Source organism: Methylovulum miyakonense HT12 (assembly GCF_000384075.1).
GTDB lineage: Bacteria > Pseudomonadota > Gammaproteobacteria > Methylococcales > Methylomonadaceae > Methylovulum > Methylovulum miyakonense.
On the sequence record NZ_KB913025.1, the window covers coordinates 4,575,396 to 4,597,600 of the forward strand.

The 22,205-nt window shown below is 52.9% G+C and carries 14 protein-coding genes; 5 read left to right on the top strand and 9 right to left on the bottom strand.

Going from position 1 to position 22,205, the window contains the following annotated elements; all coding sequences use genetic code 11:
- The first annotated feature begins 67 nt into the window (after positions 1-67).
- Positions 68-2,410 (top strand): hypothetical protein, encoded by a 2,343-nt coding sequence (locus METMI_RS0122275; protein WP_019868515.1) that lies wholly within the window; start codon positions 68-70, stop codon positions 2,408-2,410.
- A gap of 55 nt (positions 2,411-2,465) precedes the next feature.
- On the opposite strand, the gene METMI_RS0122280 is transcribed toward METMI_RS0122275, so the two are convergent.
- The 8 genes from METMI_RS0122280 to METMI_RS0122315 form a co-directional block, all read right to left on the bottom strand.
- Complete coding sequence (locus tag METMI_RS0122280) at positions 2,466-3,158, bottom strand: PEP-CTERM sorting domain-containing protein (protein WP_019868516.1); 693 nt, start codon at positions 3,156-3,158, stop codon at positions 2,466-2,468.
- 228 nt (positions 3,159-3,386) lie between these two features.
- Positions 3,387-3,929, bottom strand: coding sequence for a hypothetical protein (locus METMI_RS0122285; RefSeq protein WP_019868517.1), 543 nt, complete (start codon positions 3,927-3,929; stop codon positions 3,387-3,389).
- Positions 3,916-4,725, bottom strand: coding sequence for an archaeosortase/exosortase family protein (locus METMI_RS0122290; RefSeq protein ID WP_019868518.1), 810 nt, complete (start codon positions 4,723-4,725; stop codon positions 3,916-3,918). The genes METMI_RS0122285 and METMI_RS0122290 overlap by 14 nt, the downstream gene beginning before the upstream one ends.
- On the bottom strand, positions 4,715-6,727 hold the full coding sequence (locus METMI_RS25060) for a VIT and vWA domain-containing protein (protein WP_019868519.1): 2,013 nt from the start codon (positions 6,725-6,727) through the stop codon (positions 4,715-4,717). Before METMI_RS25060 ends, METMI_RS0122290 begins: the two co-directional genes overlap by 11 nt.
- Before the next feature lie 124 nt (positions 6,728-6,851).
- The gene (gene creC, locus METMI_RS0122300) at positions 6,852-8,297 is read right to left on the bottom strand and encodes a two-component system sensor histidine kinase CreC (RefSeq protein ID WP_019868520.1); all 1,446 of its coding nucleotides are present in this window, start codon (positions 8,295-8,297) and stop codon (positions 6,852-6,854) included.
- Complete coding sequence (creB, locus tag METMI_RS0122305; protein ID WP_198007960.1) at positions 8,294-8,983, bottom strand: two-component system response regulator CreB; 690 nt, start codon at positions 8,981-8,983, stop codon at positions 8,294-8,296. Before creB ends, creC begins: the two co-directional genes overlap by 4 nt.
- Before the next feature lie 204 nt (positions 8,984-9,187).
- Entirely contained in the window at positions 9,188-10,165 is a 978-nt protein-coding gene (locus METMI_RS0122310; protein WP_019868522.1) for an ABC transporter permease, read from the bottom strand.
- A 100-nt stretch (positions 10,166-10,265) separates the two neighbouring features.
- Positions 10,266-12,389 carry an ABC transporter substrate-binding protein gene (locus METMI_RS0122315; protein WP_040573330.1) on the bottom strand — a complete coding sequence of 708 codons (2,124 nt, stop codon included), beginning with the start codon at positions 12,387-12,389 and terminating at the stop codon, positions 10,266-10,268.
- 361 nt (positions 12,390-12,750) lie between these two features.
- Here METMI_RS0122315 and METMI_RS0122320 point away from each other — a divergent pair, with 361 nt between their 5' ends.
- The 3 genes from METMI_RS0122320 (at position 12,751) to gpmI (ending at position 15,614) form a co-directional block, all read left to right on the top strand.
- Complete coding sequence (locus tag METMI_RS0122320; RefSeq protein WP_019868524.1) at positions 12,751-12,987, top strand: YdcH family protein; 237 nt, start codon at positions 12,751-12,753, stop codon at positions 12,985-12,987.
- Positions 12,988-13,050: 63 nt separating this feature from the next.
- The gene (locus METMI_RS0122325; protein WP_019868525.1) at positions 13,051-13,827 is read left to right on the top strand and encodes a M90 family metallopeptidase; all 777 of its coding nucleotides are present in this window, start codon (positions 13,051-13,053) and stop codon (positions 13,825-13,827) included.
- Between the two features lie 134 nt (positions 13,828-13,961).
- A complete protein-coding gene (gene gpmI / locus METMI_RS0122330; protein WP_019868526.1) occupies positions 13,962-15,614 on the top strand; it encodes a 2,3-bisphosphoglycerate-independent phosphoglycerate mutase in 1,653 nt (550 codons plus the stop codon).
- Between the two features lie 374 nt (positions 15,615-15,988).
- Here the strand turns inward: gpmI and METMI_RS0122340 are convergent, their stop codons facing one another.
- Positions 15,989-18,277 (bottom strand): 2OG-Fe(II) oxygenase, encoded by a 2,289-nt coding sequence (locus tag METMI_RS0122340; RefSeq protein WP_019868528.1) that lies wholly within the window; start codon positions 18,275-18,277, stop codon positions 15,989-15,991.
- 445 nt (positions 18,278-18,722) lie between these two features.
- On the opposite strand from METMI_RS0122340, the gene hsdR reads away from it, so the two are divergent.
- The gene (hsdR, locus tag METMI_RS0122350) at positions 18,723-22,196 is read left to right on the top strand and encodes a type I restriction-modification system endonuclease (protein ID WP_019868530.1); all 3,474 of its coding nucleotides are present in this window, start codon (positions 18,723-18,725) and stop codon (positions 22,194-22,196) included.
- Positions 22,197-22,205 lie beyond the last annotated feature (9 nt).

Sequence of the window (22,205 nt, forward strand, 5' to 3'; positions counted from 1 at the left end):
TCGCTAACCGTTAATTTTCAGCGCTGCTGACAATACCCAAAAGATTCCGTTTCATAGGGAGTGTGCATTGAAACCCAATTGGCAAATAATCAACGAACAATTACTGACAGGCGTGGAAATTAGCCACAATCCCGCCTATGCAACCCGCTTACCCATGTTCAAAGCCGCCTTTTTCCTGAACTCCAGTTTAGATTCTTTAGCCGGGTTAGACCTTGACGTCCCGGGCATTGAAAATACTTTTGGCAGTATAAAAGATGCCGTGGACACGGCGGTTGAAGCCTTGTTTTATTTTTTTACCAACCAGTATGGCAAGATTTCTGAAAAGCATTTGGAGGCGCCTGCAACACTTTTTGGCTTGGCGCAAGAACACGGGCTTAACCTTTTAAACAAAGCCCATAACGTGCACATTTCAGCCTTGCCCACGGTATTGGGGCCTGACATCAGCGGTGATTTGCAGTTGTTGGTTTCGGAGTGCCGGCATAAGGATTTTGCCATCAATTTAGTGGAAAACGCATTAAGCGGCTTGCTTAGCTTGCCCAGCCCATTTTCTGGAAACCGGGCGTTTTGCCAGGAAAGTTATGAAGCCCCACCCGACCTTAATTGTTTACGTTTCACCGACGGCGGGCACACGTTTTTCCTGGTGCAACTGTTGTCTTCGGCAGACGCCTTATATTTTCCGGCCAACAACCTGCTATTAAATTTTTCCCATATCAACGAAACCCATGCCCAACGCCTGCAAGAAAAGCTGCTCAAACACTTCGCGCAAACGGTGATTTACGCAACATCCGCCAATACGTTTGCCGGTGCCATCGCGTCCCACAGCAGGCCTTACCATTTTTACTATGATGTCTGGCCGTCACTTTATGAGCTCGCCAGCCAGCCATCGCTGCTTGATAAGCTCCCCACGATTATCATGCGCAATAACCATGATTTTAACGATGTCGGCCTATTGTTCGGTTACCGCAAAGGCCAGGTGCTTGACCCCGATGCCATCGACAAGCTCGCCGTCAATGACAACAAATGGTTTACCCTTGTCGGGAGGCAACGGCATCTTAGCGACAGCTTTGCTTATGAAGTTGCCGATAACTATTTGGTCGAGAAAGCCCTGCAATCGCCCTCCCCCACCGCGTTGGCAAAAGCCTCGCAAATAGCGGATTGTTACCCTGTCGTCTGGATCGGCGTGGAAGGCCAGAAACGTTGCTGGCTGGAGCAAACCGAAGGCTACGCCCATATCATCAACGGGCTGGCGCAACACTACCCTAAGTTAGGGGTGATCTTTGACGGTTGGACGATGCCGCATACCGCCTCGGCCGCATCCTTAAAAGAAGCGGCGAAAGACCACCAGGTTGTCCGCAACATCCTGGACTTGCTGGATACCCCTATCCATCATGTTTCAGTGGTTGGCGAAACCAGCAACACCAAACTGGTGGTCGGTAACCTCGCGGATTTTTTTATCAGCAATTTCTCTACGGGTTCGCAACATATTTCCCGGTTTTTACGCAAACCCGGTTTTTGCCATTTGAGCCAATCATTTTCCAATGTCGCCCTACGCCATGGGATGCACATACATCCTAACCCTCATGTTTATCTGTTCCCCAAAGAGCATATCAGCGACCAACAAGACCAAGACGCCACCCGCCATGATTTTTTAAATTATTCAATTGACAAGGAGTTGTTTTACCAATTTATTAAAAAACGCCTGGCATCCCTATTGGGCCACGCCACCCATCCGTCGATACGGCTATTTGTCGAGCCGTCCTACAGCGTCACTTATGATTTGCGGATATATTTAAAAATGGCGGCACACGGCAACATATTGCATGCCGGCCCCGGTGAAGACAAAATTGTCGCCTTGAAGGCTTACCCGGAAAGCTATCTCAAAAGGCAGCTAATTTATGGCACCTTCCCGTTTGGTAGCGATAAAAAAGCGGGGATGCAGGCGGACTATTTGATTTGGTTGCGGCATCCAATACCGCGTGTTTGTTTCCACGCCTCGGAATTGAGGCTGGCCGCCGCCCACAAAGGGCAGTCCCTCACCATCAGGGACGTTTTTAAAGCCGGGCATAGGGTGTTGGATAATTATTTCACCCGCATGCTGTCGGGAAGCTTTGCCACCCCGTTTGGGAAATGTACCGAACAGATGCTGTTGACCGCAATCAGTAACTTAAAAAGCCGTTTTGTCTATATTGGCATCAATGAACAACCTGCCGAATCTTACGACCTTCTGTGTGCGGCGATGGATTACGACCGGGCATTATTCACTGGCACTGAGCCGCTCAGATACGAGTTTGACGAAAGCCAATTCTCCGATGCCGAACTCCTGTTGGCAAAAGAAAGGAATAGCCTAGACTTGCGTTTGTATGAAGTGGCCTTGGAAATTTTTAACAGCAAGCGCCTTATCCTCCACTGATTTCCGTCGCCCAGCGTTTTCCTCCTATCCTTGATTAAGCCCGTCTTACCACTTGCTAAAAGCAGGGACGGCTTCGGCGTAAACCACCGGTAAGCAAAACACCGATGCCTATACCCATCAACCCTAGGGAGGAAGGTTCCGGCAGGGCTGTCTGGCCAGCCGCCAGCAGGAAGTTCGGCCCGAACACGCCTTCGGGGATGCCGGCGTTCAAGTTCGGAAAGGCAAGAACTCCTCCCCCCACTATGGATTCTCTCAGGAGCGATTGGCTGAACGTGATGCCAGGCGCGTAGGTTTCTTCGCCGAAAACCAAGAGGGAATCACCACAAGCGCCACCGCAAATATCTGCAACCGGGCCAAAGTAGGCTCCGACAATATAGGTATGGCCTGCCAGAAGCATGAGGGGGGCGACTGATACGTAACGGTAGCTTCCTATCAAGGGGCCTGCCGACCCTGACGGGATAGTGGTCTGCGCGAGCAGCGAACCCGAGCTGGCCCAGATGCCGACAGCATGGGAATCTTGCAAGCCAATCCCGCCTTGATCATATAAACCCAGGGCATCAAGTTCCAGATTTTGCGGGCCGACCACGAACGACCAGCCGACACTCGCACTTTGGTTGGCGCCTACGAAATTACGCCAATCGACTGCCGTCCCGTTTGCGGTTTCCACTGCCGGGATAACCGCGGCATCAGTGCGCACCACCCCTAAGCCAACAAATAGGGAAAGAAGTATGGCAGCGATATTTTTCATTAGGAAGCCCCTTAGGCTTAATCGCGTGTCTGTGCGCGCGAAAATTTCGGATTTCCGGTATGAAACTTGAACTAATGCATCATGTCCTGCATACCGGCCACTTGCCGGGCAATTTTAGCATGGCAAACACCCGCCGCCTTAATTCATTACCTTGCGTTACCAGCGTCCGGTTTGCCTCAATAAAGCGGAAAGCCCGGCCCCTCGTGGCTGACCGCCAGGCCATGTGCACTAGGCCGCTGGTGTCACCTGGGTGACAGCCCACCACTGGCGTGACCCTGGCTGGAACAAACTTTCCCAATACCACGCGGAAACATCCGTCCATTGGGAGTGTTTATCATCAAAAATCCGTTCGCACACTTGCAGCTTAAGCTTACGTCCGCGTTCGGCGATAAAGCACTGCCAGCGGATGTTACTTGCCTGCCTCACCACCCGTGGGGCACTGATTTGGTAACCCAAACCACGATAACAATCTGCCGCCGGATGCAATAGCCGGGTCGGACGGGCAATATGGCGCACCACCCAAACGGTTTCACCGTCGCTAAAGCGCCCGATTTCACCAGGAAACCCGTTGGCAAAGCGTTGCTCGACCGTTGTTAGCGGCAATGGGTACACCGTTTTTTTGCCCCCGCTCCAGCGTTCAAAGGCCCAGTCCTGTTCAACGGCAACCCCGTACTGGGTCAAGGTATCTGGATAGGGGAATAACCAAAGGCGCACCGCACAACCCAGCATAAATACACAAAACAACCACGGCGCCAGGTTAACGGTTTTCATGGGATCCACCTGATTTACCCAGGGCGGCAGATTTATAAATCACCGGCACGATCAGCCCGAATATCAACAAGCCTATGGCTTCATGCGTCCAATGCGGCAATTGCACGATCCCGGCTTCCTTATAAAACAACAGCGTGTTACGCAACACATTAGCCATGACCACGATCACGGTCGCCATGGCCAGCGTTGCCCCACTCCTGGCAGCGCTGGCTGAATTGATGTACGAAAACAGGGCGGCCAAATAAAAGCCTATCCAAAGCATGGCGATACCTGCACAGGGGGCGTCTATCAATATCGGCTGGCCGTTCCACAGCAAACTGGCTCCTTGCGGTGTCACGTCCAACCCAAGCAGGGATAACGCTTGGGTGGCGGCTTGGGCGCAGAACCAACGTAGCGGGTAGCCCAGATAAAAATTAAGCGAGGCAACCACAGGCAATGCCAACATTGACAACATCAGCAACGGCAGCACTGGCCGCCGCCCCGGCAATAGGCCACTGACCAGCCCGGCGACCCCTAGCAAAGCCAACGCGGCCGAAAGGATGGGAGGCGACATCCCCCAACTGACGTTTGCACCCCCCGTCAACATCGCGGTGGCCAGTAACGTCCGTTGGCTTGGCAAACGTAACGTCCGCCTGTCCATCCAAACCAGCGCAACTATCGTCATTAAAGCCACTATCCCCCAAGGGTCATCAGAACCATCATTGGCACGGCGCACCATCCACAGCCAATGCGTCCATGAGGCCGACAGACTGATAGCCAACAGCAGGGCAACCATCCAATAGCGTTTAGCAACCATGGGCTTTTCCCCTGTGCCGCAACCAAGCGCCCACACCTACCGCCATTGCCATCATGGCGTAGAACTCAGGTTCCGGGGTACTGGGCACTTCTGCGCCAACCGCCAATTCGCTGACACCTTGCGGCAAGGGGCTAGGCTGGTCGACGGTGCCGCCCTCCCTACGAGTCCTGACGGTAGTGTCTATGGCAATAAACGAGGTGTAATCGGTCAGCAAGTTATATTTCAAGCCCAAACTGGTGATTTGGCGGATTGCATCATCATCCACGCCACCCATCAGCTTGCTGTAATCCCCTAACTCGGCAATCCGGCCGCGTGCCCATAAGTAGCGTAAAGCCACGGCATTTTCGGAAATGATGCCGTCGCCTACCGTTACGGTCTGGCGGATTTTGCCCATGCTAGTAATGCCCGATACGCTAATTTCGCCCTCTTCGCTGCCACGCCATTTGCCGATAATCACCAGCGGGCGCCCGGCAAACAAATCCGGCAATCTGGCGGGCAACACATCGTAAGCATCCAAGCCTTGGATATCCAAGCCCAAATGCGTCCAAACCGGGCTTTCGATATAGCTTTTAAACGTCGCCGCCGCCGTTTTGGCTTCTTCCCCATTGGTGACAATAAACGCCTCGCCTTGCCCGGCATGGGCAAGGCCCTCCATCAAAAAGCGGTTGACTGACGAGCCTATGCCAAACGCAAACACATTGGCCTTGTTTAGGTTGTTGCGGATCAGGTCGAAGGCTTCCTTCTCCACCGTGACATAACCATCGGTGATCACCACAAAATTACGCGAACGCTGATCGGCCTTATCCATTGCCAAAGCTGTCCGCAACGCAGGCAACAGCTCGGTACCGCCACCACCGGACTGTTGGTTGATAACGGCCATGGCTTGGTCGATGTTGGCTTGGTTGGCGGGTAATGATTGCGGAGCAAGCACTCTGTTATTGCCGGAAAACAGCATCACGTTAAACGTGTCGATTGGGCGCAAATTGCCCACTAAATTACGTAACAAAGTCTTGGCGGTTGCCAACGGAAAACCGTTCATAGAACCGGACACGTCAACGATAAAAACATATTCACGCGGAACAACCGCGTCAGCCGTCACGCGTGCTGGCGGTTCTATCATGGTCATGAAAAAACTTTCGTCTTCGCCCCGATACAGCAAGGTGCCAGTTTGGATGGTTTTGCCAGCCAGGCGGTAATCGAGCATAAAATCACGGTTGCCGTTACGGGTGCTGGCCGGCAAATCTAATACCGCATGCCTGCGGCCCGGTTTTTTAATGTCAACATCGTGCGTGCTGCTGGCAATGGTTTGCAGCGGAATCGGTGACACCAAATCAACTTTGATGGCGAAGGTGGAGGTTGGCGCAACAGCGCTTGGCAAATAAGGCGTTTGCACCCATTGCCCTTTGACGCCGCTGCCGCTGCCCGCCGGGCCGTTGTAACGCGGCCCCACCACCGCCGGATAGACAAACTGGTATGTCCCCTCAGTGGGCACAATGGTTTCTGTGTAATGCAACACGACGGCAATATCATCACCTGGCAACACATTCGCCACATTCATTTGGAATACATTAGGGCGTTCCTGCTCCAGCAAAGACGCGCTTTTGCCTGCGGATTTTGCCGCTTCGTACTCGGCACGCGCCTGTTGCTTCCCGCGGATTTTAGCTTCGAGCACGCGCTTGCCAACATGCATCTGCATCGCATAAACCGCCGCATGACTGGATGCCGGAAACACATAGCGGGCTTCCAAAGGCCGCTTCCCTTCATTGCGGTAATGTTGCGCCACTGTCACATCGGCAATCACGCCAGTGATTTTCACGTTTACGTCGGTGGATTTAAGCGGCAAGCGATCCGTATCCGGGTCATCGCTTTGCACAAAAAAATAAGGGGATAGGGTTTTGCCGTCTTCAACATCCACTTCCGCACCAGCCGTTAATGGCGCCAAAAGAAAATTCAAGATGACAGTTGATGCCAGCAATAGCCGGCGAATTTTAAGGGTGTTCATGTTCCGCTCCTTTGTCAATGGGTGCAGGGTTTGCACGGAAAGGAGGATACAGATGTGATGGGGGTTTCTTGGGAAGCGGAGAAGAAATTTATGTGAAATTGGTGTGAAGTTTCTGCTTAAGCCATTACGGCAGGTGTGCACAGCGGGTGAAAGGAAGGGTCAAGGTTGCGATGGCTCCCCCCTCCGCATGGTTTGCCAGCACAACCTCGCCGCCGTGCAGATGGGCTATCTCACGCACAAACGGCAAACCTAGCCCCGTGCTTTTTTGGCCAGAATCAGGACGCCGCAAGGAATAAAACTTCTCAAAAATCCGGTCCAGCGCATACTCAGGGATACCCGGCCCCCTATCCAGCACTTGGAGTTGGCACAACTTACCCGCACACATCAAGGCCAGCCTAATTTCCCCCCCGGTTGGTGAAAAATCAATGGCATTTTCAATGAGATTGGTAAGGGCGCGTTGCAGCAGGAAACTGTCCCCAAGCACGGACACTTCACTCTCCGTGTCAAGGGCAAAAGTGATTTTTTTGGGTCTTGCCCGCAACTCCAGCCCCTGCAACACCTCTTTGGCAAGCCCATTGAGACGGACGGCCTGCGGGTCATCAAGGCTATGGCGTTTTTCAAGGCTGGCAAGCTCCAACAAACGGTCAGCAAGATCCTGCAGGCGCTGCACCTGCGTACCAATAGTTTCGGCAAACCGCGCCCGCTGTGCGTCCGGCATGGGCTCGCGCAGCAATTCGGCGGCCCCGCGTATGGCGGTCAACGGGCTTTTCAGTTCATGCGTCAACGCTTGGATATATTCTTCAGTGTAACTGCGCCCGGCCATTGCGTCACGCATGTCAAAAAAAGCGCCTTTTAACACAGCCCGGAAACGGCGCAGCATCCGTCCGGGCCGGGAAAGCCTCTCCTGCTTAAATACCTGGATCAGGTCGCGCATAAGCCGGGTGGGGCTAGTCAACCAAATAGAAACAATGACCAGCATGAACAAAAAGGCGATGACCGTTATCACTCCGACTAAAACCAGCTTCTGCCTGGCCGTCGCCACCAGTTCCTGCTGCGAGGCGACGGCCTTGCCGACACTGACTACACCGGCAATCTTATTGTTGATGGTGACAGGGACGGAGACATACATGACGGCGCTTTGTGGGTTTTCCGGATCAGCGGGGGTCGTCCTGGCGCCATATTGGCCCGCCAACGCCTTACTGACATCGCGCCAAGAACGGAAGTCCCGCCCTGTGTCTTGATGGAGGGAGTCAAACACCACAATGCCGTTAGCATCGGTGACATAAACCCGCAGATCGACACGATGCTTGGTGATGGCATAAATCTGGGCTGTAAACGTCCGTTTGTAAACCTTCCCGAACGCCAAATCCATCCGGCTTGCATCAATAAATGCCCCGGAACTGTCGGTTTCCAACCATGCGGACAGCAGGTAAGCCGTATCAACCAAGGTTTCTTCTGCGGATTCGCGGTAACGGGTGTCCAACCCTTCCGCCACCGTATAAAGCAAAACGCCCACCCCCGACGTGAAGAGCAGCAGGATGCCCAAAAAAATCCGGTTGCGCTTACTCATTCGCGTAGCGAGTAGCCAAGGCCGCGATGCGTGATAATAGGGTCTGGCTCCGCCTGTACCGCACGCAGTTTGGCCCGGAGCATTTTGATATGGGCATCCACGGTGCGCTCCAAGCTTACCTCAGGATGTTCCCATGCCTTATCCATCAACTCTTCACGGGTAAACACCCGGCCAGGCTTGCCCACCAGCACTTTGAGCAAGCGGTATTCAGTCCGTGACAATTCAAGGGCGACACCCAGGAAGCAAATACGTTTACGTTCCTCGTCCACTTGAAAAACACGGGAAAGCGGGCTGGCCGTTGGCGTCAGCGAAACGGCTTGCGGCTTGTTCACGCGGCGCAGGACCGTGCGTACCCTAGCGCACAATTCGCGCGGGCTGAACGGCTTGGCGACATAATCGTCCGCGCCTAACTCCAAGCCCACAATACGGTCTATCTCGCCCGAACGGGCGGTAAGAAAAATCACCGGCAACTGCGGCCCAATTTGCCGGAACAGATCAAAACCATTGACGTCCGGCAAGCCCACATCCAACACCGCCAAATCAAAACGCTGGCTTTGCAGCATAGCCAACGCGGCCTGCCCGGTCGCCGCCCAAACGGCTTCAAAACCTTCCGTGCCAAGCGCATAGAGCGTTGTTTCTGCGATGGCAGGTTCGTCCTCGATTACTAGAATACGTTGCGCCATCATAGGCCTCTCTTTATAAAACGGTTCCACTTCACCAACAGCCGGCCAACATTGAAAGGCCGGAGTGACGCAAGCTCAGGCGGCCGGAACAGTTTGCCCAAACCAATAGGCACTGGGCGACATATCCCAAAGTTTAATGTGATCACTAGCATGCCAAAACATTAAGGACAGAGCCCTGACCCTACCCAGCCGAGTGATTGCCTTACCTCACGACAAGCGGACCCTAGGGTCAACCAGCGTATAAGAAATATCCGTCAACAACAGCCCCAGCACATACAACACCGACCCCAGAAACACCATCGCGCGGACAATCGCAAAATCTTGGCTATTGATCGCATCAATCGTGTAGCTGCCCAGGCCCGGGATGCTGAAGAACGATTCCATAATCAGGCTGCCCATAAACAACGAGGGCAACACCACCACAACCCCCGTCAAAATCGGGATCATCGCATTGGGGAGCACATGCCGGAACAGCGCCGCCGTTTCGGTCAAGCCTTTCGCACGGGCGGTGCGGACGTAATCTTTACCGACTTCTTCCAAAAACAGGGTGCGGTACCAACGCACACCCGAACCGATGCCGGAAAAAACGCCGATGGCTATCGGCAAAACCAAAAACTTAAAGGCGGCAAAGCCATCGTCATAACCGGAAATCGGCACCAGTTTCAATAATTTCCCGGCAAAAAACTGCCCGCCGATAATATAAAACAACGACGACACCGACATCAGCAGCACGCACAACACCATGCCCGCCTGTTCCAAATAACTGCTACGGAACAGCACCATCATCAATGCCAAACAGATATTGACCACCAAACCAATGGCCAAGGTCGGCAAGGCCAAGGCCAAACTAGGCAAAGCGCGTTCTTGGATGTCCGCGCCGATATTCCTGCCGCTGTCCGACACGCCAAAATTGAACACAAACAGTCCGGCGGATTTTTGGAAGAATATCGTGTGGGTCAGCTTTTCTTCGGCGCTAGCGTGGCCGTCCCACAACAGCGGCAAATCGTAACCATGCTGGTGTTTCCAGTTATCTATGGCCTGTTGGGTGACATGCTTTTGCCCAAGTTGTAAGCGCGCCATATCGTCAGGACTGTTGACGACGAAGAACAGCACGAAGGTGAGGATGTTCACACCCAGCAAAATAGGGAAAGCGTAAAGGATACGGCGGATAATGTATTGGGTCATGGCGGTGTTCAGTTCAATAATTTCTGGTTAGGCGATTGATTTTTAAGCTTTTATATAACGGATCACAAGACCCCAAAAAACAGTTTTTTGGGCCTTTAATTTAACCCTGTAACTTTCGCCGATAAGCCCTAACGGCAGGCAACGCCAACACCACCAGCCCCGCCATCGCCAAGCCCAGCGGCCAAAACACAGGCCGGTTCCAGGCTTCCCGTTTTTGTGCCCGCTCTTGGGCATTGATCCGCGTGTATTTCAACTGGTTGTTCGCCATCAAGTTGGGCTTCAGGTTTTTATACCAGCTATGGTAGAGCGCGAAACTTTTGGGATGGAAACCAAACAGCCACGGCGCATCATGGCGCACTTGCGCTTGCAGCTGCTGGATCAGCCGGTAACGTTCCTCGCTGTTGTCCATATTGCGCATTTTTTCAAACAGGCGGTCAAATTCGGGGTTTTGGTAATTGCTGGCATTTTCGCCGCCGAATTTGACTTTGGAGTTCGGCCCGTACAGCAAAAACAGGAAATTTTCAGGGTCTGGATAATCGGCGTTCCAGCCCCAAGTGAAAATTTGCGCGTTGCCGTTGCGCATTTTTTCTTGGAAACGGTTGTAGTCGGTGGCGCGGATGACCAGCTCTATGCCCAGTTTGGCGAATTGCTTGCGGTACCAGTTCAGCATCGGGCGGTCATCGGCACCTGCCGCCATCGTGTCAAAATACAGGATCAGGGCTTGTCCGGTTTTGGGGTCGATGCCGTTGGCGTAACCCGCTTCCGACATCAATTGTTTGGCGGCTTCGAGGCTTTTCCGGTGTGGTTTTTTATCTTGCCATTCATAAACTTCGGTGTTGATGCCGGTTGGCCCGTCGGCAAAGCCATAAATCCCTGGCGGCACCACGCCTTGTGCGGGCACGCCGCGCCCGTTGCGGAAAATCGAGATGAATTCTTCAAAATCCACGGCGATGGCAAGTGCTTGCCGCAGTTTGCGGGCTTTGTCGGTGTTGCCGCCAACCGTGGCATCGAGCATGTTAAAGCCCATGTAAAAACTGGACGTTTCCACGCTGGTTTCCAACTGCATCCCTTTTTCGCGCATGGCATCGGTCAACCTAGCCTCGCCGCCGCCCGTAAATTGCACGGCTTGGTCGAAATTATCGGAAGCGATGCCGGACGCATCAAAATAGCCTTGCAGGAATTTGCTCCAGTAAGGGATCGTTTCTTTTTCCAGCATGAACACGGCCTGGCCGATAAAGGGCAATGGCTTTCCGGCATCCATTAACAAGCCTTTCGCTTGATCAGAAGGCTCGCCTTCACTTGGGTAGGCCTCCGGGTGGAAATGCGGGTTCTTTTGCAAAATCATCCGCCGGTTAGGGTTGTTTTCCGCCAAATAATACGCGCCCGTACCGATAGGGAACCAATCCAGGGTGATGTTCTTGTCCTGCAAGCCCGCTTGCCCATAAAACACATCGGCTTCCCAAGGCATGGGGGCGAAGAACAGCATCGCCAGCCAATAACTGAATTGCGGGTACTTGCCTTTGATACGGATACGGTATTGCGTGGGGCTAAGGGCGGTCACGCCGCTCATAGACAGATCTTTGACCGCGGTTTTCGGTTTGTCGGCGACTTGCCGGGCAAATTCGGCAAAACCGACAATATAGTTTTTCATGATTTCGGCGATCGGCGACTGGTTTTTGGGGTGCGCCAAACGTTTGATCTGATAAACATAATCCTCAGCCAACAGAGCGCGCGAACCCGTTTCAGGCAAGTCGTTCAAGGTATTTAAGGGCGCGATGTCGGCGGCGGTCAAATGATGGTAGAGATAATCGCCGTGGGCGTTTTTTGCTAAGGCAGGATGGGGCTGGTAACGGACACCGTCTTGCAAATCAAGCAGATAATCGGTGAAGGCGATGTCCTGCTCGGCGGCGGTGGCGGGCAAGGCTTCGCCCTTGGCGTTTAGGTATTGCACTTGCGGCATTTTGCTGGCGGTCAGCGGCGTAAGTTCATACGGCCTTTTTAAATAATGGTATTGCAGCGGCGGTTCATAAATCTGCGCGATAAACGCATATTCATTGGAGCTGTAAGCGACCGCCGGGTCGAGATGTTTCGGGCGTTCGGAAAAAGATTGGTATAAGATGCTTTGCTGGGTATCGGCATCGCTATACGGGTTGTTCAGTTGTGAAGGTTGGCAAGCTGCCAATAGCACGGCGAGCAGGAAAGCGGCACAGCTTGATATTTTCATCACGATCCGTTGGGTTTGTAGCCTCCCCGTTGGGGGATTGATTAACATTGATAATGATAGGCGGGCATTATTGCCTTTTTACCGCTTGCCCGCTGACAAAATTGCCCCATCAATGGATATAAGCAAGGCAGTGGGCCACAGGCTTATTTTAACAATAAAAAGGCGGCGGGCAGAGCATGCCAAAACTAAAGTTGCTAGGCGGTGTAAATTCACCCCAAGCGCTGCCGGGTGATTAAAAAACCAGCACATATTGCAAACGCTTGCCTAACCTAAGCCCTATTTTTCACGGCAATTAAGCGTCCATATTGTTAAAATACCAAACGTCCCAATATCTATACATTTACCACTAACCAGAGCCTATATGTTGACTGAAAAGCACGATTTGACCCACGAGTTCCCTGAATTCCATGACCGCATCCACGACCTTAAAATGCACGACGCGCATTTTGCCAAATTGTTAAACGAGCACGACGAACTGAGCCAAACCATTTACCGTTCTGAAATTGAAGTGGAAGTGCATGCGGACGACTACCTGGAAACGCTGAAAAAACAACGCCTGGCGCTTAAAGACGAACTGTTCCAAATACTTCGTGCTTAAAAACCCCGGCTTATGGATGCCCCTTTCACCAGGAAAAACACCAACATCGCTTGACACCCAACGATGAATATTTTTAAACGGGCATGGATCCGGTACGTCCTCCATCGCCATGCCATCCCCCATGGCCTGTGGTTGGAGACGGCCAAAAACTTGGCTTTTTTACAAGGCCTGACCGCCGTTGAAAAAACCCGTTTGCGGGAACTCAGCACCCTGTTTTTGCATGGCAAGCACTTCGTAGGCGCACAAGGGCTTGAACTTAGCCCGGCCATGCGTGTGGCCATCGCAGCGCAAGCCTGCCTGCCCGTGCTGGGGCTTGGGTTCCAGTATTTGTCAGGATGGACTGATGTGATCGTTTACCCCTCGGCGTTTCGCGTTAACCGGGACTTAACGGATGCGGCGGGGGTTGTCCATCATGAGGAGCAAGTATTGGTCGGTGAGTCCTGGTCGCGTGGCCCTTTGATCGTGTCATGGGCGGAAGTCGGGCAAGATGCCTCAGCCCACCATCCCGGGCACAATGTAGTGATCCATGAAATCGCCCACAAATTGGACTTTTTAAATGGGCGCATGAACGGCTATCCGCCATTACATGCCGGCATGTCCATCCCCAAGTGGACGGAGGCATTAAACAACGCCTACCAACACTTGGTCACACGCATTGAACATCACCACCACACCGGTATTGACCCTTATGCCGCAAGCAGCCCCGCCGAATTTTTCGCCGTCACCAGCGAATATTTTTTCTGTGCGCCGGAAACGCTACACACTGACTTCCCTGAAGTTTATCAACAGCTACAACTTTATTATCGGCAGGATCCCTTGCTACGCCAACATAAGCATTGAACGCCGATAAGCGGCTTACAGCCCCCTTACCCTTTATAATTGCAGCGGCGTCTTGCATACAATTTTCCTTAACGGCATTGTATGATTATAGGCGGCCACATTCGACAAGAATACACATTAAGATGGAGATTGAAATGATTGAACTGAAAAAAAGCGTTACTTTTACCGGTCCGGAAGGCCCAGTGGTGTTGGTGATTATGGATGGGGTCGGGATTGGTAAAAATCCGGAGAGCGACTATGTGAAGCAGGCCAATACGCCAAACCTGAACTGGTTGCGTGAGAACGCTTTGTATACGGAGTTACGGGCGCACGGCGTCGCGGTTGGGTTGCCGGATGACGGGGATATGGGCAACTCAGAGGTAGGGCATAATGCCATCGGGTGTGGGCGTATTTTTGAACAGGGAGCGGCGTTAGTTGGCAAGGCGATAGCTTCGGGCGCCATGTATGCGCCCGGTTCGGTTTGGCAAGAGCTTATCTCTAATGTGAATGGCAAATCCTCGACGCTGCACTTTATCGGGCTGTTCTCGGATGGAAACGTGCACTCCAACCTGAACCATCTGGAATCCATGTTACGGACAGCGAAAGGACAAGGCGTGAAAAAGGCGCGTATCCATGCGCTGATTGACGGCCGCGACGTCCCCCCGACATCGGCACTGGAATATGTCGGGCGCTTCGACGCCTTCTTGGAAGAAATCAATGCGGATGGCACGGTCGATTATTGCGTGGCCTCAGGTGGCGGGCGCATGAACATCACCATGGACCGCTATGACGCCAATTGGGATATGGTGAAACGCGGTTGGGCGACGCATGTGAAAGCGGAAGGCCGGATGTTTGCTTCGATGAAAGAAGCGGTGGAAACCTTCCGCAGTGAAAACCCTGGCGTTTTGGATCAGGACCTGCCCGCGTTTGTCATTGAACGCGACGGGGCGCCCGTGGGCCCGATTGTGGATGGCGACAGCGTGATTTTCTTTAACTTCCGCGGCGACCGCTCCTTGGAAATTACCAAAGCCTTTGAAGCGGACGAGTTAAAGGAATTTGACCGCGGCCCGAAACCTGACGTGCTATATGCGGGCATGATGCAATATGACGGCGACCTGGGTGTTCCTGCGCGGTATTTGGTGACGCCACCGGCGATTGACCGCACCATGAGCGAATATCTCTCGAATGCAGGCGTAAAACAATTTGCCATTTCGGAAACGCAGAAATTTGGCCATATGACCTATTTTTTCAACGGCAATAATTCGGGCAAGTTTCCGACCGAAACCTGGAAAGAAATCCCATCGGATGTCTGCCCGTTTGAGGATGCGCCGCGGATGAAAGCGGACGAAATCACCGATGCGGTGGTGCAGGCGATTGAAGGCGGGGAGTATAAATTTATCCGCCTGAATTTCCCGAATGGCGACATGGTCGGCCATACGGGTGATGTGAACGCGGTAAAATTGGCCGTTGAAGCCGTGGATGAAGGCGTGGGCAGGATTATGGGCGCGCTGGAGAAGGCTGGCGGAATCCTGGTTTGCTCGGCCGATCATGGCAACGCGGACGACATGTGCGAGCTGGATAAAAAAACCGGTGCGCTAGTGCTGGATGCGGACGGCAAATATAAGCCAAAGACAGCGCATTCATTGAATCCGGTGCCCGGGATTGTGTACGATCCGTCAGGGGCGGCCAAAGCCCGTTTGGCTGATGTGCCGGGGGCTGGCATTGCCAATCTGGCGGCGACGTGCATCACGCTGCTGGGCTTTGAGCCACCGGAAGATTATGCCACGAGCCTAGTGGAAGTGGGTTGAGGCTTGCGGGTGGGTTTTGGGCTTACAACGCCCACTAAAACGCATGCCCTAAACGGTCAAGCCTTCGGTTTTGTAGGTTAAGCACCGCCCTTGTCAGCGTGTAGCTCTCTTGGATCAAAAAACCGAAAACTTGACTGCCCAAAGTATATTGATGGCCGAAAAAGCCCATAACCCCATATTGCGCCTAAATCATAATAGGTGGATGAGAGGTAAACACGCATAGGGTTTGGCAAGATATGGTTCTGGATGGCGCTTAAGATATATTAAGTTTCATCAAAGGGATTAGGGCCCGTCAGTTGCTTTAGCCAACCCTTTTCAGTATCGCCGTCTTGCGGGCCAGGAAAAGGCTCGGGTAGCTATCCAACGCGAAAATATCAGCCACCAGCCCAAATCCCCAACCGCGCCAAAACAGCTAAATCCTTCTCCCGTTGCACCACCCGCCGTTGGTAACTGGCTTGGTTTTTGGTGCAGACCAAGCTATAAGGTCGGTTGAGCTTTTCCGTCCGGCAATCCACATCGCACTGGTTGCTTTTGATGGTCTGTTCGACATGCCCGCGCCTGTTTTCAGCCGCTTTAAACTGCCAACGCGCTTGCGTGGGGTTATCGAGAAACAGGCGCAGTTCGGTGCAGTCTTGGCAACGGCAGTTGAGCTGGCTGTCCCTGCGGCTGTCGGCGGGCGGGGACAAGTCTTCGGCGACGCGTTGTTGGATATGCGCAACCACGGCTTGGCGTAAACGGATGGCTACGGGCAGGTTGCCGCTAACTTCGGCCTCGGTCAGGCTTAAGGCGGCAGGCGTTAAGATGGCATCCATTTTATAAGTGCCAGGCCACGCCAAGAAATAATCTAAGGCGGTGTCCGCCAAGCTGGCATCTATGCCGCTGAACCCTGCCAACACATCCGCCACCAAGCCGTCATCGATGCTCATGCGGGCATGTTCCCAAGGTTTGAGATGGGCGAAACGCGCCGCATCGCCGGGCAAAGCCCCGAACAACAGGCGGGCGGCAGCGGCTAGGTCTTGGGCGGTATCGGGATAGGCCAAGTTAAAATTTGCCAGCAAGGCGGCGCAAGCGGTTTGGGCTTTATTGGCAACACTGATGCTGACGGCGTTCTCCAAGCCTTTCACCACTAACGGCCACGGCAACAATCCGGCAATTTGGACGATCATGGCGCAATCGTTTTTGTTGTGAATGCCTTTTTCTGCCAACACCGACCAAAATTGGGCGACGAGCTGGCTGTCTTGCAGGCGATATAAGCCAGCCAAATAGTCACGCAGACGGCTATCACTGGCAGTATTGTTCATGACGTGCGGCAAGCCGTCACGCAGCATATAACCTGCTAAGCGATGGGCATTTTGCCAATCGCTGGAACTTTGCGTGTTATCGCCAGTGGTTTCGTAACCTTCGCAAAACCCCAGCAACACGGGCAAAGCGGCATTGAAACCCGCTTGGTTGATAATCGCCAAATAGCGGTTGCGGGGCCAAACCACCAAAGCCGCACCGTGGTAAGCGCGTTCAAACGACGCTCCCGCATTGCCTGTGGCTTCTTGGAATTGCACATCGTCAAATTCCATATTTTCTAAGGCCTCAGGCGGGCAGCATTCAATTTCGGCAAAAGGCAGCCTGGGCAAATCCGCTGCACTGCCATCAGGCCGCCGCCAGTCGGCGACGGTTTCCGTGCGGTCAAACACTTCGCCCACTTCCAAATCACTGTCATCCCAATAGTTGCCACTGCCTGTGTACTCGGCATTGCCGCTTTCTTCTATTGATACCAAAGCCAGATGGATGTCGCAATCGGCTAACCCGGCGGCGGCGACCAGCACGTCGGCGATGGCGGCGTCGGTGTTTTTTAGCGCGGCAAAACTGAGCTCGGCTTGGGTGTAGGCGTGGTCTAGCAGATAAAGCAATTTTTCGGGGATTTCCGCTGCGGCGTTTTCTTTATCGAGTTGTGCCGACCAATCACGCAACAAGGCCGCAACGGTTTGTTGCTCCTGACGGTAATCCGGCGGGGTGGGTAGCGGCAATTTTTTGTTGCTGCGCACGAGGTTGTAAATCAAGGTCAAGCGGCAACCCGCAGTGATGGGCAAAATTTCATGCAGGCAATCGGCGTAAAACGCGGCGTAGGCTATTTCGCTAGGGTCGATGCAACGTAAATCCAGATTCGCTTCCTGTTGCTGGTGGCGCACCACCAGCTCGCCGCCACTGTATTCGGACGGCAGGACAATCACCAAGGTGGCGAACATGCCGGGAGCTTTTTCGGTGTCACGGTGGCTGACGAAAAAACTGCCCGTATCGTAGACCAGCATTTTATACAGTTCCGCGTCAATCTGATCATTGACCCCCAAACCCAACGCGGCGCGGCTGACGATACAGTCCAGCGTCCTTTGCCAATGTTTGCCGCCCAAACTGATCCGGCCGGCATCAATTTGCCAGGTACGGCGCACATCGGTGTCAACCAACGTTTCCTGACCGCGCCCATACGGTGCGCGTTCGGCAGCGGCAATTAAAGGTTCGATTTGCAGCGGCAACAAGGGCAAAGCAATCCGCCCTACCCCTTCGACTTCGAGCAATGGCGGGAAGGCTTCAAGTTTGCCCGTGGCATAAAAATCACCGGGGCAATCGACAGTTTGCAGGATTTGGTAGAGTTGGGTGGTTATGGCTGGCATAAATCAATAAGGTGTTTTAAGACAAGATAGGGTTGGGCGTCATTATACTTTGTATGGACAGATTTTCTGGATTTGGCAATCCCCTGTGGAATAGGGCTGTACCTGGAACATAAATGTGCACCTTCTGCATTGATTTTGTGATATTTCATGCCCCCCGAAAACTCCAACTCCAACAATTCACTATGCTGTTTTAACCAGTCTTTAGCTTTTTGGTAATTCGCGTGTTGGTTTCGACAATCCGCCAAAAGTACGGTGGATGGTTGCATTCAACCGAGTGTGCTAGTCCAGCCTTTGCCTAAACAAGCAAAGTGGGAGGGACACGCGCAAATGTACAGACAATAATGACGAAAACTAAACCCTGTTATATGATTAAGTCTAAGTGATGTATCTGAGCCTAATCAAACTATTCGGTCAGGACAGCCGTTTCCATACCGGACTATGATCTATGGCAAAATCCAGCAACTTCGATTTCCTGAAAGAACACGATCCCGTATTTATCCAATTGGCCTGCGCGGCTGAGCAAGCCTTTTCCGCCGACCCCAACACCACCTTAATCAAACTGCGGCAATTGGGCGAAGCCTTTGCGCAGGATATGGCTGCCCGTTGCGGTATCGAATTTGACGACAAAACCTCCCAAGCCGATTTGCTGTTCAAACTGAACCGTGAAATCCGCCTCGACGCCAACATCCTTAGCCTGTTCCACACCTTACGCACCGAAGGCAATCGGGCGACACATCAATTTCGGACACAACACAAAGAAGCTTTGGCGGGCTTGCAATTAGCACGGACATTGGCGATTTGGTTTCATCAGGCTTTTGGCAAGCAAGGTGCGGTATTTAAAGCAGGGGCTTTTGTCACGCCCACCGATCCCAGCCTACAACTGCGCGACCTGTCCACGCAAATTGAACAATTGAAAGCCCAACTGCAAGATGCCAACGGGCAAGTCGAAAACAACCAGCAATTGGTCGCCTTAGTCGCCCGTGAGAAAAATGAATACGCGGCGTTGGCGGAACACATGGACAGGGAAGCCAAGGCTTATGAGCAATTAGCCTTAGAGACAGAACAACACCTCAAAGAAGAACGCCAAGCGTTTGAAGCCCGCCTCAAAAAGCTACAAACGGAAATTGAAAATAAACCGCAACAAACCCAGCAACTGAGCGGCAAACTCCAAAAAGCCTCCGCACAGCTCTCGCTGAACGAAGAGTTGACCCGCATTCTAATAGACCAGCAATTGATTGCGGCAGGCTGGGAAACCGATACTGAGCAACTGACCTACCAAAAAGGCACACGTCCAGAACGGGGCAAAAACAAAGCCATTGCCGAATGGCCTACCCAAGGCAATCAAGCGGCGGATTATGTGTTATTTGCCGGACTGACCCCGCTTGCCGTTGTCGAAGCCAAGCGGGAAAACACTAATGTTGCGGGTAAAATCCATCAGGCTGAACGCTATTCCCGTGGCTTTAAGCCTAACGCAACCATGCAAACCGCATGGCAATTGGAAGGGCGCACAATCGCTTGGGCGGACAACGAAGACGGTCACTACCAAATTCCGTTTGTTTATTCCTGCAATGGTCGTCCCTTTATCAAACAACTCGCCGAGCAATCTGGCACTTGGTTCCGCGATGTGCGTGAGCAATCGCATTTAGCGCGGCCTTTATCCGAGTTTCATAGCCCCGAAGGTTTGTTGGACAGGTTAAAGCGTAGCAAAACCACCGCGCAACAAAGGCTTAAAAACGAAAGTTTCGCTTATCTGAAACTGCGCGATTATCAACAAAACGCGATTCAAGCCGTAGAAACCGCTTTGGCAAACGAGCAAAGCAACTGCCTGCTGGCAATGGCGACAGGGACGGGCAAAACCCGCACCATCATCGGCCTGATGTATCGGTTTTTAAAAGCCGAACATTTCAAACGCATTTTGTTTCTGGTGGATCGCACCGCCTTAGGCGAACAAGCCATCGATTTTTTCAACGATGCCGCTTTAGAGCAAAACCAGCCCTTATCTAAAATCTATAATATTGCCGAACTCGGTGATATGGCAGCCGAAGCCGAAACCCGTATCCAAGTCGCCACCGTGCAGGCGATGGTCAAACGGATTTTCCAATCCGATAATCCCCCGACCATTGACGCCTACGATTGCATCATCATTGACGAAGCCCATCGCGGTTACACGCTAGACCAAGAAATGACCGACGGCGAATTGGCAATCCGCGATGCCGCGCAATATTTGTCCAGCTATCGCCGGGTACTGGAGTATTTTGATGCCGTCAAAATTGGCCTGACCGCAACACCCGCCAAACACACCACGGAAATATTCGGCAAACCCGTGTTCACCTACAGCTACCGTGAAGCCGTGGCGGATGATTGGCTGATCGACCATGATACGCCCATCCGCTACGAAACCTTACTGACCCAAAACGGCATCAAATTTGCAAAAGGAACAGCCGCCAGTTTTATCAACACCCAAACGGGTGAAGTCGAACTGGCGGAACTGGAAGACGAACTGAATTTTGCTGTTGAAGCCTTTAACCGCCAAGTCATTACCGAAAGTTTCAACCAAGTCATCTGCACCCAACTGGCAAAAGAACTCGACCCCTTCGGCGAAGAAAAAACCCTCATTTTCTGCGCCACCGACTTACACGCCGACATGGTCAAACGGTTATTGGATAAAGCCTTTCAAGCTATATATGAAGACGCTTACAACGAAAAGGCCGTGCGTAAAATCACCGGACAAAGCGATAAAGTCAAACAACTGATCCGCCAATACAAAAACGAACGCTATCCCAATATCGCCATCACCGTCGATTTGCTGACCACAGGCATTGACGTACCCAAAATTGGCAATCTGGTATTTTTGCGCCGCATCCGCTCCCGTATCCTCTTCGAACAAATGCTCGGACGCGCCACCCGCCGTTGCGATGACATCGGCAAAACCGTCTTCAAAATCTACGACCCCGTTGATATTTACGCGGCATTGCAAGAGGTCAGCACCATGAAACCCTTGGTCAAAGACCCCAACGTCACCCTGGAGCAATTGCTGCAAGAGCTGAACGACCCCAACAGCTTGACCGCACCCGGCAGCAAGGCCGACACCAGCCACGCCCACGACGTGCGCGATGCCATCAGCCAAAAAGTCATGCGGATATTGCGCAAAGCCGTCAAATCCGCCGAAAAGAAACCGCCACTCAAACAAAAGCTCGCGGAACTGGAAACGCTGTGGGGCGTGGAACCCAGCAAACTGCACAAGCACCTTCACCAACTCAGCCCAGAGCAAGCGGCGGACTTTGTGCTGAACCACAGCGGCCTGCTCAAGCAATTGGGTGAAGTCAACACCTTGCTGGGTTCGGATCGTTTGCCGATCATTTACGAAGGCACGGACGAATTTAAAAGCCGTAGCCAAACTTACGGTGTCAACGAAAAACCCGCCGATTATTTGGACAGCTTTAACCACTTTATCCGCAACCAGCTCAACCAATCCGTCGCCTTGGGCGTCATCGTCAACCAACCCAAAGACCTGACCCGCGAACAACTGCGCGAAGTGCGCCTGCTATTGGACGAACACGGCTACAGCGAAGCCAAACTGCAAAGTGCCTGGCGCAACCAAACCCATCAGGAAGTCGCCGCCAGCATTGTCGGTTACATCCGCCAAGCCGCCTTGGGTGAAGCCTTATTGCCGTTTGAGCAACGTGTGAATCTAGCGATGCAGAGAATCTACATGTTGCACGATTGGACACCCGTACAACGCAAATGGCTGGAGCGCCTCGCCAAACAACTCAGCCATGAAGTGGTTATCGACCAACACTTCGTCAACCGTGCCTTTGCCCTGGATGGCGGGGCTAAACGCCTAAATTCCTTGCTTGATGGTGATTTGGATAAGGTTTTGGACACGCTCAGTGAAAACCTTTGGCAAGCCACCGCTTAAACCAAACCC